Raw genomic sequence first — 14856 nt, forward strand, 5'->3', positions numbered from 1 at the left:
TTCCGGACGATCCAGACCGCCCTTAGGCGGTCGGACCGCCGAAGATGTCGATACGGTCGCCCTCGGCGAGGGTCACGATGGCGCGCTTCGTGTCGGCGCGCTTGCCGAAACCGGTCTTGGTGCGCTTGCGCTTACCCTGCCGGTTGATCGTGTTGACCCCGGTGACCTTGACCGAGAAGACCGCTTCCACGGCCTGCTTGATCTGGGTCTTGTTGGAGCCGGGCGCGACGATGAACGTGTACTTGTTCTCGTCGAGCAGCGCGTAGCTCTTCTCGGAAACGACCGGCTTGACGAGAACGTCGCGCGGGTCCGTGAAGGTCTTGCTGGTTACGGTCGCCTCGCTCATCAGGCGTCGCTCCCTTCGGTCTCATCGGCCTTGGGGCCAGACACGAAGGACTCGAGGGCGGCCTGAGTGAAGACCACGTCGTCGGAGACGATCACGTCGTACGTGTTGAGCTGGCCCGGCTCCAGGATGTGCACCTGGGGCAGGTTGCGGGCGGACAGCCACGCGGCCTCGTCGGCGCGCTCGACGACCAGGAGCAGGTTCTTGCGCTCCGAGATCTTGCCGAACAGCGTCTTGGCGGCCTTCGTGGAGACTGCACCGTCGACCACGCCGGTGACGACGTGGATACGGGAGTGGCGTGCCCGGTCGGAGAGGGCACCGCGCAGGGCGGCGGCCTTCATCTTCTTCGGGGTGCGCTGCGAGTAGTCGCGCGGCTGCGGGCCGTGGACGACGCCACCGCCGACGAACTGCGGTGCGCGGGTCGAACCCTGGCGGGCGCGGCCGGTGCCCTTCTGGCGGTACGGCTTGCGGCCACCACCACGGACTTCGCCGCGACGCTTGGTCTTGTGCGTGCCCTGACGGGCAGCAGCCAGCTGAGCGACAACGACCTGGTGGATCAGCGGAACGCTGGTCTTCGCGTCGAAGATCTCCGCGGGGAGCTCGACGGTACCGGCCTTGTCGCCTGCCGGCGAAAGGATGTCAATGGTGCTCATTACCTCAAGCCCCCTTGGCCGCGGTACGGACCAGGACGAGGCCGCCGTTCGGACCGGGGACTGCGCCCTTGATGAGGAGCAGACCCTTCTCCGCGTCAACCGCGTGGATGGTCAGGTTCTGGGTGGTGACACGCTCGTTGCCCATGCGACCCGCCATGCGCATGCCCTTGAAGACACGGCCGGGGGTGGCACAGCCACCGATGGAGCCGGGCATACGGTGCACACGGTGGGCACCGTGGGACGCCTTGCCACCCTTGAAGTTGTGACGCTTCATCACACCGGCGAAGCCCTTGCCCTTGCTCTTGCCCGTGACGTCAACCTTGACGCCGGACTCGAACACTGCGGCAGTGACCTCCTGGCCCAGCGTGTACTCGCTGGCGTCAGGGGTGCGGAGCTCCACCAGGTGGCGGCGCGGGGTCACGTCGGCCTTGGCGAAGTGGCCCTTGAGGGGCTTGTTCACCTTGCGCGGGTCGATCTCGCCGAAGGCGATCTGGACCGACTCGTAGCCGTCGCTGTCGTTGGTGCGGACCTGGGTGACGACGCAGGGCCCGGCCTTGACGACGGTCACCGGGACGACCCGGTTGTTCTCGTCCCAGACCTGGGTCATGCCGAGCTTCTCGCCCAGGACGCCCTTAATGTTCTTAGCCATCTCGCGCGTCACCTCAGAGCTTGATCTCGATGTCGACGCCGGCCGGCAGGTCGAGACGCATCAGCGAGTCAACCGTCTTCGGCGTGGGGTCGAGGATGTCGATGAGGCGCTTGTGCGTGCGCATCTCGAAGTGCTCGCGCGAGTCCTTGTACTTGTGCGGCGACTTGATGACGCAGTACACGTTCTTCTCAGTGGGCAGCGGCACCGGGCCCGCGACCGACGCACCAGTGCGGGTCACCGTCTCGACGATCTTCTTCGCCGAGGAGTCGATGACCTCGTGGTCGTAGGCCTTGAGCCGGATGCGGATCTTCTGTCCCGCCATGGCTACTAGTAGTCCTGTCTCTCGTAACGCTCTGGAACCCGGGGGTTCTGGTAACTCCTCCTCCGACCCACGCGGTCGGGCGTGTCGCATCCCCTCTACGCAGATCTCCCGAAGGATTTCCCAACCAAGGGGGTGCGGGCCATGGACCGCGCTGTGCTCAATGAAGAGCGTCGGGGGTGGAACACCCACCGGGTGCCTGGCCGGCGCCCCACTTACGCTTCCCGAAAGATTCCCGTACGTCCGGCCCTCATGGGGCCGACGAGTACTGTGGGACTCGCTTCCGGTCCTCCCGGCGGGAGGCGCGCAGCATTGACACTCAACCGAGCAACCTGGTCAGTGTGCCATACGCGGCGGGAGCCTGGCCAATCCGGCCGAAGAGATTACCCCGCGGGTGTTGCGTGTCAAACCGCGGCTCGTCCGACGCCCTGCGACGCGGCGGCGGGGAGCCGGGAGAACAGCGGGAGGAATATCCGCTGGAACGCCGCTCCCCCACCCTCCTACGCTGACCACGTCATCGACACGGGGGCCTCGACCGTCATGCGTACGCACTATCCACGGACACCGCATCTGCCGTGGTCCCCAGGGGCGACCACGGACGATGTACGGGTGACCGGCCTGTGCGGGTTCCGTGGCCGCGAGGTCGTCGTCACCGAGAAGCTCGACGGCGAGAACACCACTCTGTACGCCGACGGTGTGCACGCCCGTTCGCCGGATTCGGCGCCTCACCCGTCCAGGACCTGGGTCAAGGCCCTGCAGGGCCGGATCGGGCACGCGATCCCCACGGGCCGGCGAGTGTGCGGCGAGAACATGTACGCCCGGCACTCGATCGCGTACGAGGGCCTGGACAGCTACTTCTACGGCTTCTCCGTGTGGGAGGCGGACGGGCGCTGCCTCGACTGGGACGAGACGGTGAGCTGTCTGCGCGCACTCGGCATCCCCGTGCCCAGGGTGCTGTGGAGGGGCACGTTCGACGAGCGGGCGCTGCGGGCGCTCGGCGTCGACCGGGACCGCCAGGAGGGGTACGTCGTCCGGACCGTCGAAGGATTCGCCGACGACGACTTCGCGCGGCGGGTCGCGAAGTGGGTCAGGCCCCACCATGTACGCACCGGTACGCACTGGATGCACGCGGCCGTCGTCGCGAACGGTCTGGGCCCGCAGGCACCGCTGTGGGCGGTGCGGGCGGGCGCCGACGCCGACGCGCAGGCTCTGGCCGCCGCGCTGGATCTGCCCGGCGGGGACGCGGATGCCCTCGGCCGGCTGGCCGTCGGGCAGTCGGGGGACGTCCGTCTCTCCGGCGTACTGGCTGCGCTGCTGCACGGCAGCCGGCGGTCGTGGCTCGCGCCGAAGCTCGCCCCGGCGCTGGGCATGCCGCTGGCCAGGCGCGTCGCCGACCTCGTCGGGCTGCATCCGGCCCTGCACCGGCCCTACCCGGACGAGGAGCGGCGCGCCGGTCTGGTGCGGCTGTCGTACGCCGCCGACCTGGGCGTCCTCCATGCCGTCGCACGCGCGACCGCCCGGGACGACGAGGCGCGCGACCAGGTGGAGTGGTCCGCGCTGCACGCGCAGGACGCCGGACCGCTCGCCGGGCTGCGGGAGCAGTTCGCCGGGCTGGACACCGACGCCTCGGTCCGCTGCCTGGCCGAGGCACGCGAGGCGTACGCGCTCGGACGGATCCGCACGGCCGGGGAAGCGGTCGCGGCCACCTGGCGGTGGCGGTCGGGCGCCTTCCCGAAGCTGATCCAGATGGTCGGCCCGTCAGGCAGCGGCAAGAGCACGTTCGCACGGGAGCTGGCCGGGGTGGACACCCTCATCTGCCTCGACGAGCTGCGCGCGGCCCGCGGCTCCCGCGCCGACCAGAAGGCAAACGCGGATGTCCTGCGCACCGGACTCGACCGGCTGGACGCCGCGCTGGCCGCCGGCGGGACCGTGGTGTGGGACGCGACCTCACTCAATCAGCAGCAGCGTTCCCTGGTGCGCTCCGTCGCCCGGCGCCGGGACGCACTGGTCACCCACGCCGTGATGCTCGTCGACGAGGACGAGCTGACCCGGCGCAACGCGGGACGCGAGCACCCGGTGCCGCCCGGCGTTCTCGCCGCCCAGCTGCACCGCTTCGCCCCGCCGTACCCGGGCCAGGCGCACCGCACCTGGTACATCGGGGCGAGCGGGACGATCGAGGAGGAGGCATAGCCGTGCGCACCAGCGAGGAGATCTACCACCGGGTGTGCTGGGACGCGCGCTTCGACCCCGCCCGTTTCGTGGTCGGGATCAACCAGCGCGGGGCCCCGCCCGAGCGCATCCCGCTGCCCGCGTTCGTGCCGGGCGGCGAGATCCCCTGGCACCGGGTGCTGTTCTTCGAGGCCGACGGCGAGGTCGTATGGGACCGGACCACGGGCGTCGACCGGATCGACGACACGGACGCCGGGCGGGTGCGCGAGGCACGCAGGCTGCGGGCGCCGTTCTTCACCGCCCGCACGCCGTACGCCTGGGACGGCGCCGACTGGGTCCCTGCGCGGACACCCCGGGGCGCCGGGCCCGGGGGACGGCTGCGCGTACTGACCTGGAACACCCTGTGGGACCGCTACGACGCCGACCGCATCGACACGGCCGCGCGCAGACCGCTGCTGATCGCCGCGCTCCGCGAGGCCGACGCCGATGTCATCGCGCTCCAGGAGGTCGAGCCGCAGCTGCTCACCCTGCTGCTGCGGGAGCCGTGGGTGCGTGAGGCGTACACCCTGGGGACGGAACCGGCGGCGCGGGACGTCGACGCGTGCGGTCTGCTGCTGCTGAGCAGGCTGCCCGTGCGGGAGGCCGGTCACCACGAGCTCGGCCCGCACAAGGCGGTGGCGGCCCTCGTCGCGGAGACCGGCGCCGGGCCGGTCACAGTAGCCACGACCCACCTGAGCAGCGACCACTCGGAGAACGGCACACAGCGGCGCAACGCCGAGCTGGCCCGGATCGCCGAGGGGCTGGCATCCCTGGACGGTGACCTCGTCCTCATGGGCGACTTCAACGACGGCACCGACGCGCCGGGCACGACGCTCGGAATGCGCGACGCGTGGAGCGAGGTCCACGGTCCGGACGATGCGACACCGACGTTCGACCCGCGCGTCAATCCGCTGGCCTCCGTCGCCTCGCTGACCGGGCGTGCGTCCCGGCTGGACCGGGTACTGCTGCGCGCGGAGGGACTGCGGGTGCGGCGCGCCGAACTCCGTGGCGACATCCCCACGGCCGAGGGCCTGTACATCTCCGACCACTACGGCGTGCTGACCGAACTGGCCCCTGTGGACGCGGAGAGCGCCGAGGCCCTGGACGTGAAGCCCACGCCCCGTACGGCACTGGCATGGATTCCGCCGCAGGAGCTCTGGCCGCCGCTGCAGGCGATCCGGCGGGACCACGACCCGCAGATCCGCCGCTGGCCGCCGCACGTCAATCTGCTCTTCGGCTTCGTCCCGGAGTACGCCTTCGAACAGGCCGCGCCGCTGCTCGCCGCCGCTGCCGCCGGGTGTGCACCCTTCGACGCGCTGCTGGCGGGTGTGCAGTGGTTCGGGCACCGCGAGGGGGCCACGGTGTGGCTGGACCCGGCGGCCGGGGGCGGGGAACCGTGGGCCGGCCTGTGGGAGGAGCTCGTACGGCGGTTCCCCACCTGCCGTGGCCACCACGGGGGATTCACCCCGCACCTCAGCCTGGGCCGGACCAGGGACCCGCACGCCCTGGCCGCCGAGTGCGGTTGGCGGCTCGATCCGATGCCGGTCCGGGTCGGGGAGCTGGCGCTGCTGTCGCGCCGCGGCGACGAGCCGATGCGGATACGGGCGACGGTGGCGCTGGGAACGGGCGAGGTGCGCTGGGTACCGGACGCGCACCCGGCGGACGAGCCCCTCGCGCCCGGACACGGAAACCCCGGACACGGGAACCCCGGCCCGGCCTCGGGCGGCGCCCGACCGGTCGCGGACGCCACCGGTGTCGTGCGCCGCGTCCGCGAGGCGCTGGCCGACGGGGTCGTTCACGTCGTCGGCTCCCGGCGCATGGGCTGCGCCCTGCCCGGCGCGGATCTGGATCTGGTGGCGGCGCTGCCGGGCGATGCCGAACTGACCGTTGTACGAGCCCGGTTGGCGGCGGTGCTGCCGGACGCGGCGGACGTCCGGGAGGTGGCCGGAGCGCGGGTCCCCGGCCTGCGGACGGACGTCGACGGCCTGCGCGTGGACCTGGTCGTGGTCCCCACCGGTCCGATGGACCCGGCGGATGCGATCGAGCGCCGAGCGGAGTTGGGCGAGGCGGCGGCGGTCGCGCTCAGCGCGGTGAGCGACGCGGAGGCGGTGCTCGCCCTGGCGGGCGACCGGCAGGAGGCTTTCGCGCGACTGGCCCGGGAGGTCAAGGCGTGGGCGAAGGCACGCGGCCTGGACTCGGCGCCGTTCGGCGGACTTCCCGGCCTGGCGTGGTCCCTCCTGGCGGCCCGTACGGTCCGCGGGGCGGATGACCTGTCGCCCGACGGGCTGCTGAGGCGCTTCTTCGCGACCTGGGCGGCCTGGGACTGGCGCGTGCCGGTGGGTACGGCGGGACCGCAGACGCCGGAACCGCCGGTCACGATCACGACTCCGTCGGAGCCCGTACGCTCCTGCACCGACCAGGTCACGCCGGGCATGCGCGACCTGCTCACCCAGGAGCTGTTCCGTGCCTGGGAGCTGCTGGAGGCGGGCTCCCCCGGGCTGCTGTCGCCGCCACCGCTGCACCGCCGCCACGCGGCCTGGGCGGTCGTGGCCGTACGCCCGGGACCGGACGAGGGCCGGGTGCGCGGCCGCATGCGCGCCCTGCTCGGCGACCTGTCGGAAGTCGCCCCCGAGTCCCACGCCTGGCCCCGCCCCTTCGGCGCGGACCCGGTCCGCTATGCGATCGGCCTCGGTCCGGTCCCTCCGGACCACGCACTGGTCGAAGGGGTCGCGGAGCGCCGACTGCGGGGACTCACCGGGGTCACTCTCACGCGCGTCGACGGCGGGGACGTGCCGACCCTGCACTGACCGGGCCCGGGCGCGGTGCCCCGGACGTACAGCGCCCTCACGGCGGCCGCTGACGGCCCTGCGAGAATCCCGCCATGTCTGTGCCTACGAACCGGGGCTGGGCCCTGCGCCCCGCGGACCCCGCCGACGTCGAGCAGGTGGCGGAGCTCCGGGCCGTTGTCATGCGCCCCGACCTGGAGCGCCTGGGCCGCTACGACGAGCATCGCGTGCGGCAGCGGCTGCGGGACATCTTCGCGGCGGAGCACACCTCCGTCGTGGTCGCCGACGGCGTGTTCGCCGGCTGCGTCACCCTGCGCCCGGTCGAGAGCGGCTGGTGGCTGGAGAACTTCTACCTCTCCCCCGCCCTCCAGGGCCGTGGTATCGGTACCGCCGTCCTGCGCGGACTGCTGGAACGCGCCGATGCCGCGGGCGTGGACGTCCGCCTGGACGTCCTCCAGGGCAGCGCCGCCCGTCAGCTGTACGAACGCCACGGGTTCACCCTGGAGCGCGAGGACCCGATCGATGTCTTTATGGTGCGCCGGTCCGGCGTGTAGCCGCGACAAGCAACGCGACCGCTCCGATCCCCGTCTAATCTGCCGCGGGAAGCGGCACCGACCGGCCGCTTCGACGGGGTGAACGGACGGAGCACGGGGCGTGAGGGATCGATTCGGCCTGGGACCGGGCGGTGCCGGGGTGCGGCGGCGCAGCGTCGTGGCGGCCGCCGCAGCCGCCCTGATGGGCGTCGGCGCCTGTTCCGTACCGGCGCCCCGGCGCAGTGACGCCATGGCGGATCCGGCGCCCGGAATGGTGATCGGAGACGCCCGGCAGTCCCTGCTGATGCAGATCCTCGCCCACCCGGACGACGACCTGTACTTCATGAACCCGGACACCCAGCAGGCTCTGGACGCCGGGACCCCGGTGGTCTGTGTGTACCTCACCGCCGGTGAGGCCATCGGCCTCAACCGGATTCCCGGCGCGCCACGGCCCGCCGCCGACAAGGCCGCATACTCCTCCGCCAGGCACCAGGGGCTGCGCCAGTCGTACGCGATCCAGCTCGGGCTGCCGATGTTCACCGCCTGGCAGAAGTCCGTCATCGCGCCGGCGGACGGGCTCCGGGCCGAGATCAACACCCTGACGCACCATGGACGCCGGGTCGAGCTGATCTTCCTCAATACGGCGATGCACACCGGCCGCGGCAGGCTGGGCCTGCCCAGCCTCTGGCACGACCGGGAGCTCGGCCTGCCCACCGTCGTCGCCGAGGGCTCGCCGCTGAAGCGGGTGGGCTGGTACACGTACGACAGGATGATCGACGTCCTCGTCGGGCTCCTCGACCACTACCGGCCGACCCTCGTCCACACCATGGACCCGGACCCGGACATCCAGCACAGCACCGAGGCTGCCCGCCGCCGGGACAGCGAGCAGCCCGGCTACTCCGACCACCCCGACCACACCGCGACCGCCTCGTTCACCTGGGCGGCGCTGATCCGGTGGGTGGCCCGCGTCACCGGCGGCGGTGGGCCCGTGCCGCGGTTCGTCACCACGGCGTACCGCGGCTACTACAACCGGCACTGGCCGAAGAACCTGCCGTACCGCGTGCTGAAGGAGAAGGCGGCGCACCTCGTCCCGTACGGGGGCGAGGCCGACTGGCGGTGCGGGAACGTGGCGGGCTGCGGTGACTACAACGTGGGCGGCGGCAGGCCGCTGACCAACCGCAAGGGCTGGGTCCGCTCCACCCATTACCGCTACCCGGGCCCCCGCCCGACCCTCGCCACCGGAACGGACGGGCGGCTCACCGCGTACGGAGTCCTCGGACTGCGGGCGGTGCGGTGGCGCGAGAGCGCACCCGGCAGCGGGGTCTGGGACGATCCCGACGATCTCGGCGGCGGACCGCTGGCACCGGTGCTCGGCGGGGCGACGACGGCGGACGGCAGGCAGCTGCTGTTCGGGCTGCGCTTCGCGGCGCTCGGTGGACACGGGGCGGCCGACGAGCGGGAGATCGTGCTCCTCGAACAGAGCTCCCCCGACGGCGCCTTCCGCGCCTGGCGGGGGCTGGGCAACCCGGAGCGGGACGAGGACCGCGGCCGCAGGATCGGCGTCCCGGTGGCGGTGACGGCCTCCGACGGGCGGGTCCATCTCTTCGTACGGAACGCGGACAAGGGCGTGAGCACGCGGGTGCGGGAACCGTCCGGGTGGTGGAGCGACTGGCGGGACACGGGCGGCGGCGAGGTCCAGGACGGACTGAGCGCCGTGGTGGACGGGCAGGGCCTGGTCCATGTGTTCGCCGCCGGGCATCACACGGTGCACCACTGGACGCAGGAGACACCCGGAGCCGAACTGACCGCCCATCCGCAGATCGACGGGGCGCCGGTGCCGGGCGACGGGGCGGCCGCGCAGGTCGTCGCGGACGGGTCCGTGGAGCTGCTGTACCGGGCGGCGGCGCGAGCCGCATTGACGGTCGTACGCGCGGGTGCGGCGGAGCAACGCACCGACTTCGACGGGTACGGGCCGGTGACCGTGGCCGGTTCGCCGTTCGGTCAGGTGCTGCTGGGCCGCACCGAGAAGGGCCAGATCCAGCTCCGTACCGGCGCGGGGCTCTCCGTACGCACGCGGGGAGCGGTGGCGCTCGACGGTCCCGCGCTCCACGCGGAAGGCGTGAGGCGCCCGGCGGTGGTGGGGCTGGGGCCCGACGCCCGCCCCTGGTTCTGGCGTCCGTGACGCCGCACCGGGACATGGCGAAGGGCCCCGGTCCACCGCTTGCGCGGCGGGCCGGGGCCCTTCTTGGTGCTCTGTGCGGAGCTACCAGGTCAGACAGTCAGGTAATTACTTGACGATCTTGGTGACCTGGCCGGCGCCCACGGTCCGGCCACCCTCACGGATGGCGAACTTCAGGCCCTCTTCCATGGCGACCGGCTGGATCAGCACGACGTTCATGACGGTGTTGTCGCCCGGCATGACCATCTCGGTGCCCTCGGGGAGGGTCACAACGCCCGTCACGTCCGTGGTACGGAAGTAGAACTGCGGGCGGTAGTTGTTGAAGAACGGGGTGTGACGGCCACCCTCGTCCTTCGACAGGATGTAGGCCTGGGCCTCGAACTCGGTGTGCGGCGTGACCGAACCGGGCTTGATGATGACCTGGCCGCGCTCGACGTCCTCGCGCTTGATGCCACGGAGGAGCAGACCGACGTTCTCACCGGCCTGGCCCTCGTCGAGCAGCTTGCGGAACATCTCGATGCCGGTGACCGTGGTGGTGGTCTTCTCCTGCTTGATACCGACGATGTCGACGGTCTCGTTGACCTTCAGGACACCACGCTCGATACGACCGGTGACGACAGTGCCACGACCGGTGATCGTGAAGACGTCCTCGATCGGCATCAGGAACGGCTTGTCGACGTCGCGCTCGGGCTGCGGGATCGACTCGTCGACGGCCTTCATCAGGTCGAGGACGGTCTGGCCCCACTCCTTGTCGCCCTCAAGAGCCTTGAGCGCCGAGACCTTGACGACCGGCAGGTCGTCGCCCGGGAACTCGTACTCGGAGAGGAGCTCACGGACCTCGAGCTCGACGAGCTCCAGGATCTCCTCGTCGTCCACCATGTCGGCCTTGTTCAGGGCGACGACGATGTACGGAACGCCGACCTGGCGGGCCAGGAGCACGTGCTCCTTGGTCTGCGGCATCGGGCCGTCGGTGGCGGCGACCACGAGGATGGCGCCGTCCATCTGCGCGGCACCCGTGATCATGTTCTTGATGTAGTCGGCGTGACCCGGGCAGTCGACGTGCGCGTAGTGACGCGACTCCGTCTGGTACTCGACGTGCGCGATCGAGATCGTGATACCGCGCTGGCGCTCCTCAGGAGCCTTGTCGATCTGGTCGAAGGCCGAGGCCTCGTTCAGGTCCGGGTACGCGTCGTGCAGCACCTTGGTAATGGCGGCCGTGAGGGTCGTCTTACCGTGGTCAATGTGACCGATGGTGCCGATGTTGACGTGCGGCTTAGTCCGCTCGAACTTCGCCTTCGCCACTGGGTCCTCCTGTGGAGTGGTTCTGTACGCCTTGCTTCATCGGCGCCAGGTGATCTTTGCTGGGATGCCGGGCCCGGGGGCATTCACCGCATTGCTTGCGCTCTGCGACGAATGCCCCACCAGGCTCCGGTGACAAGCCTAAAGCGTGAGCTCGGGAGAGTTACTCGCCCTTGGCCTTCGCGATGATCTCCTCGGCGACGTTCCGCGGAACCTCGGCGTAGGAGTCGAACTGCATCGAGTAGCTTGCGCGACCCGAGGTCTTGCTGCGGAGGTCTCCGACGTAGCCGAACATCTCCGAAAGGGGCACGAGGCCCTTCACGACGCGAGCGCCGCTGCGCTCCTCCATGGCCTGGATCTGGCCACGGCGGGAGTTGATGTCACCGATGACATCGCCCATGTAGTCCTCGGGCGTGGTCACCTCGATGGCCATCATCGGCTCGAGGAGCACGGGGGACGCCTTGCGGGCACCCTCCTTGAACGCCTGCGAACCGGCGATCTTGAACGCCAGCTCGGAGGAGTCGACCTCGTGGTAGCCACCGTCGAGAAGGATGACGCGGACGCCGACCATCTCGTAACCGGCCAGGATGCCGAACTGCATGGCTTCCTGAGCACCCGCGTCCACCGAGGGGATGTACTCACGGGGGATGCGGCCACCGGTGACCTTGTTGACGAACTCGTACGAGGCCTCGCCGCCCTCGATGGGCTCGATCGCGATCTGCACCTTGGCGAACTGACCGGTACCACCGGTCTGCTTCTTGTGGGTGTAGTCGATGCGCTCGACGGCCTTGCGGATCGTCTCGCGGTACGCGACCTGGGGCTTGCCGACGTTGGCCTCGACGCGGAATTCGCGCTTCATCCGGTCGACGAGCACCTCGAGGTGAAGCTCGCCCATACCACCGATGATGGTCTGGCCGGTCTCCTCGTCCGAGTGCACCTGGAAGGACGGGTCCTCCTCGGAGAGACGCTGGATGGCGACACCCAGCTTCTCCTGGTCACCCTTGGACTTGGGCTCGATGGCGACCTGGATGACCGGCGCCGGGAAGTCCATGGACTCCAGGATCACCGGGTTCTTGTCGTCGCACAGCGTCTCACCGGTGGTGGTCTGCTTCAGGCCCATGACGGCGATGATGTCGCCGGCGCCCACCGACTCGATCTCCTCACGCTTGTTCGCGTGCATGCGGTAGATCTTGCCGATGCGCTCCTTCTTGCCCTTGACGGAGTTCAGCACCGAGGTGCCGGACTCCAGGCGGCCCGAGTAGACCCGGACGAAGGTGAGCTTGCCGAGGTGCGGGTCGCTCATGATCTTGAACGCGAGGGCCGCGAGCGGCTCGTCCTCGGACGGCTTGCGCTTGACGACCTCCTCCGGGTCCTTGACGCTGTGGCCCTCGATGGCCTCGACGTCCAGGGGGGAGGGGAGGTAGCGCACGACGGCGTCGAGCAGGGGCTGAACGCCCTTGTTCTTGAACGCGGTGCCGCAGAACACGGGGGTGACGGTCGTCTCGCCGCCCTTGCCCGAGTTGATGGTGATGCGACGGATGCCCGCGTAGAGCTGCTCCGCGGAAGGCTCTTCGCCCTCCAGGTAGAGCTCCATGAGGGCCTCGTCGTTCTCCGCGGCGGCCTCGAGGAGCTTGGCGCGGTACTCCTCGGCCTTCTCCACCAGGTTCGCGGGGATGTCGACGATGTCGTACGCCTCGCCCTTGGTGGCTTCCACCGGGTAGATGAACGCCTTCATCGTCACGAGGTCGACGACACCCGTGAAGTCGGCCTCGGCACCGATCGGGAGCTGCATCACGATCGGGGTCGCGCCGAGGCGGTCCGTGATCATGTCGACACAGCGGAAGAAGTCGGCACCGGTGCGGTCGAGCTTGTTGACGAAGCAGATACGCGGCACGCCGTAGCGGTCCGCCTGACGCCAGACGGTCTCGGACTGCGGCTCGACGCCCGCGACACCGTCGAACACGGTGACAGCGCCGTCGAGGACGCGGAGCGAACGCTCCACCTCGACGGTGAAGTCGACGTGACCCGGGGTGTCGATGATGTTGATGGTGTGGTCAACATCATTGAGCGGCCAGTGGCAGGTCGTCGCGGCGGACGTGATCGTGATGCCGCGCTCCTGCTCCTGCTCCATCCAGTCCATCGTGGCTGCGCCGTCGTGGACTTCACCGATCTTGTAAGAAACGCCGGTGTAGAAGAGGATCCGCTCAGTGGTGGTCGTCTTGCCCGCGTCGATGTGGGCCATGATCCCGATGTTGCGGACCTTGGCCAGGTCAAGCGAAGTGGTGGCCATAAGGCTCAATCTTCTCTCGGTCTCGATGTGGGTAGCGACTACCAGCGGTAGTGCGCGAAGGCCTTGTTGGACTCGGCCATCTTGTGGGTGTCCTCGCGCTTCTTGACGGCAGCGCCAAGACCGTTGGAGGCGTCGAGCAGCTCGTTCATGAGGCGCTCGGTCATCGTCTTCTCGCGGCGGGCGCGGGAGTAACCCACGACCCAGCGCAGCGCGAGGGTGGCGGCGCGACCGGGCTTGACCTCGATCGGCACCTGGTAAGTGGCGCCACCGACACGGCGGGACTTGACCTCGAGCGAGGGCTTGACGTTCTCAAGCGCGCGCTTCAGCGTGATGACCGGGTCGTTGCCGGTCTTCTCGCGGAGGCCTTCCATGGCGCCGTACACGATCCGCTCGGCAGTGGAACGCTTGCCGTTGAGCAGGATCTTGTTGATCAGCGAGGTGACAAGAGGAGAACCGTAGACCGGGTCGATGATGACCGGGCGCTTCGGGGCGGGGCCCTTACGAGGCATTCTTACTTCTCCTTCTTGGCGCCGTAGCGGCTGCGGGCCTGCTTGCGGTTCTTGACACCCTGGGTGTCAAGGGAGCCGCGGATGATCTTGTAACGAACACCCGGCAGGTCCTTCACACGGCCACCACGCACGAGCACGATGGAGTGCTCCTGCAGGTTGTGTCCCTCACCCGGGATGTAGGCCGTGACCTCGATACCGGAGGTCAGACGCACACGCGCGACCTTACGGAGGGCCGAGTTCGGCTTCTTCGGGGTGGTCGTGAACACACGCGTGCAGACGCCGCGGCGCTGGGGCGAACCCTCAAGCGCGGGCGTCTTGTTCTTCTCGACCTTGTCCTGCCGGCCCTTCCGGACCAGCTGCTGGATCGTAGGCACTACTTCTCCGGTTTCTGTGTGCCGTTCGTGAAACTAACCTGGAACGTCACCGACCCACGCGGTCGGGTGTGTCGAATACTGTGGACTCCCGCCCGAGGGCAGAAGGGGGCACAGATCGCGGTGGCCACTGACGGACTCGCCGTGCGGTTGAGGACACGCACACGAGCCCAGGCACACCCCAGGCACAAGGTCTGAGCGTACCTACCTCACGGACTCCGGTCAAAACAAATGCTGTCCGCCGGGACACGCAGGACAGAGCGTTGCGGCCCGTTCACCACCTGGTGCAAACCAGTCGTTCCCCGCACATGCCCCGGTCATTTTCATCAGCCCACGTGCTCACCGGTCGACGCGGCGCACCCCATGACGCCCCGTGCACACCGTCACACCTCTCTTCGGCGCCCTCGCCTTCGCCACCGTCACCGTCCTGCCACCGTCACCGTCCTGTACGGGCTGCCGCTGCTCCTGCCCGTCCTCCCCTGCCCGATGGCCGCCGCCGGCCGCCGCGCCGAGCTGCGCGCCACCGCGCTCGGCTTCGCGCGGATGCTCGCCGAGGTGCTGCACACCGTGCACCTGGGTGAGAGCCAGGACGACCCGGCTGCACCACCTGCGGCCCTGTCTGTGGCCCGGACGCCGACCCACGCACGCCGAAGGGCGGCCACCCCGTACGCAACGGGGTGACCGCCCTTCAGGCGTTCAGACCTTCGAACCGACTCG

General features: G+C 69.9%; 13 protein-coding genes. 5 read left to right on the forward strand and 8 right to left on the reverse strand.

What is annotated here, in order from left to right; genetic code table 11:
* Window positions 1–22 precede the first annotated feature (22 nt).
* The 4 genes from rplW to rpsJ are packed head-to-tail and all read right to left on the reverse strand — an operon-like array spanning window position 23 to window position 1967.
* The gene (rplW, locus tag ACFU8W_RS43275) at window positions 23–346 is read right to left on the reverse strand and encodes a 50S ribosomal protein L23 (RefSeq protein ID WP_030914135.1); all 324 of its coding nucleotides are present in this window, start codon (window positions 344–346) and stop codon (window positions 23–25) included.
* The gene (gene rplD / locus ACFU8W_RS43280) at window positions 346–996 is read right to left on the reverse strand and encodes a 50S ribosomal protein L4 (RefSeq protein ID WP_266982601.1); all 651 of its coding nucleotides are present in this window, start codon (window positions 994–996) and stop codon (window positions 346–348) included. Before rplD ends, rplW begins: the two co-directional genes overlap by 1 nt.
* A gap of 4 nt (window positions 997–1000) precedes the next feature.
* Window positions 1001–1645, reverse strand: a complete 645-nt coding sequence (gene rplC / locus ACFU8W_RS43285) for a 50S ribosomal protein L3 (protein WP_030914132.1) — start codon at window positions 1643–1645, stop codon at window positions 1001–1003.
* 13 nt (window positions 1646–1658) lie between these two features.
* Window positions 1659–1967 (reverse strand): 30S ribosomal protein S10, encoded by a 309-nt coding sequence (gene rpsJ / locus ACFU8W_RS43290; protein ID WP_003948644.1) that lies wholly within the window; start codon window positions 1965–1967, stop codon window positions 1659–1661.
* A 537-nt stretch (window positions 1968–2504) separates the two neighbouring features.
* On the opposite strand from rpsJ, the gene ACFU8W_RS43295 reads away from it, so the two are divergent.
* From ACFU8W_RS43295 to ACFU8W_RS43310, 4 genes are all read left to right on the forward strand, one after another.
* The gene (locus tag ACFU8W_RS43295; protein WP_384050091.1) at window positions 2505–4154 is read left to right on the forward strand and encodes an RNA ligase family protein; all 1650 of its coding nucleotides are present in this window, start codon (window positions 2505–2507) and stop codon (window positions 4152–4154) included.
* Window positions 4155–4156: 2 nt separating this feature from the next.
* On the forward strand, window positions 4157–6979 hold the full coding sequence (locus ACFU8W_RS43300) for a poly(A) polymerase (protein WP_384050093.1): 2823 nt from the start codon (window positions 4157–4159) through the stop codon (window positions 6977–6979).
* A gap of 74 nt (window positions 6980–7053) precedes the next feature.
* Window positions 7054–7512: a GNAT family N-acetyltransferase gene (locus tag ACFU8W_RS43305; protein WP_384050096.1), complete on the forward strand. Its 459-nt coding sequence runs from the start codon at window positions 7054–7056 to the stop codon at window positions 7510–7512.
* Window positions 7513–7693: 181 nt separating this feature from the next.
* On the forward strand, window positions 7694–9673 hold the full coding sequence (locus tag ACFU8W_RS43310; protein ID WP_384050120.1) for a PIG-L family deacetylase: 1980 nt from the start codon (window positions 7694–7696) through the stop codon (window positions 9671–9673).
* 105 nt (window positions 9674–9778) lie between these two features.
* On the opposite strand, the gene tuf is transcribed toward ACFU8W_RS43310, so the two are convergent.
* The 4 genes from tuf to rpsL form a co-directional block, all read right to left on the reverse strand.
* The gene (tuf, locus tag ACFU8W_RS43315) at window positions 9779–10972 is read right to left on the reverse strand and encodes an elongation factor Tu (RefSeq protein WP_266358734.1); all 1194 of its coding nucleotides are present in this window, start codon (window positions 10970–10972) and stop codon (window positions 9779–9781) included.
* Between the two features lie 160 nt (window positions 10973–11132).
* Window positions 11133–13259, reverse strand: a complete 2127-nt coding sequence (gene fusA / locus ACFU8W_RS43320) for an elongation factor G (RefSeq protein WP_345514958.1) — start codon at window positions 13257–13259, stop codon at window positions 11133–11135.
* Between the two features lie 38 nt (window positions 13260–13297).
* Window positions 13298–13768, reverse strand: coding sequence for a 30S ribosomal protein S7 (gene rpsG / locus ACFU8W_RS43325; RefSeq protein ID WP_030977935.1), 471 nt, complete (start codon window positions 13766–13768; stop codon window positions 13298–13300).
* Between the two features lie 2 nt (window positions 13769–13770).
* Complete coding sequence (gene rpsL / locus ACFU8W_RS43330; RefSeq protein WP_003948652.1) at window positions 13771–14142, reverse strand: 30S ribosomal protein S12; 372 nt, start codon at window positions 14140–14142, stop codon at window positions 13771–13773.
* Window positions 14143–14502: 360 nt separating this feature from the next.
* Here rpsL and ACFU8W_RS43335 point away from each other — a divergent pair, with 360 nt between their 5' ends.
* Window positions 14503–14820: a hypothetical protein gene (locus ACFU8W_RS43335; protein WP_384050100.1), complete on the forward strand. Its 318-nt coding sequence runs from the start codon at window positions 14503–14505 to the stop codon at window positions 14818–14820.
* Window positions 14821–14856 lie beyond the last annotated feature (36 nt).

The sequence above is a fragment of the Streptomyces sp. NPDC057565 genome (genome assembly GCF_042801455.1).
Taxonomy (GTDB): Bacteria; Actinomycetota; Actinomycetes; order Streptomycetales; family Streptomycetaceae; genus Streptomyces; species Streptomyces yanii.

Coding starts and splice junctions, on each gene's coding strand:
- ACFU8W_RS43295 (WP_384050091.1), top strand. CDS start 2,505: ATGCGTACGCACTATCCACGGACACCGCATCTGCCGTGGTCCCCAGGG.
- fusA (WP_345514958.1), bottom strand. CDS start 13,259: ATGGCCACCACTTCGCTTGACCTGGCCAAGGTCCGCAACATCGGGATC.
- rplC (WP_030914132.1), bottom strand. CDS start 1,645: ATGGCTAAGAACATTAAGGGCGTCCTGGGCGAGAAGCTCGGCATGACC.
- ACFU8W_RS43305 (WP_384050096.1), top strand. CDS start 7,054: ATGTCTGTGCCTACGAACCGGGGCTGGGCCCTGCGCCCCGCGGACCCC.
- rpsG (WP_030977935.1), bottom strand. CDS start 13,768: ATGCCTCGTAAGGGCCCCGCCCCGAAGCGCCCGGTCATCATCGACCCG.
- rplD (WP_266982601.1), bottom strand. CDS start 996: ATGAGCACCATTGACATCCTTTCGCCGGCAGGCGACAAGGCCGGTACC.
- ACFU8W_RS43335 (WP_384050100.1), top strand. CDS start 14,503: ATGACGCCCCGTGCACACCGTCACACCTCTCTTCGGCGCCCTCGCCTT.
- ACFU8W_RS43310 (WP_384050120.1), top strand. CDS start 7,694: ATGGGCGTCGGCGCCTGTTCCGTACCGGCGCCCCGGCGCAGTGACGCC.
- rplW (WP_030914135.1), bottom strand. CDS start 346: ATGAGCGAGGCGACCGTAACCAGCAAGACCTTCACGGACCCGCGCGAC.
- rpsJ (WP_003948644.1), bottom strand. CDS start 1,967: ATGGCGGGACAGAAGATCCGCATCCGGCTCAAGGCCTACGACCACGAG.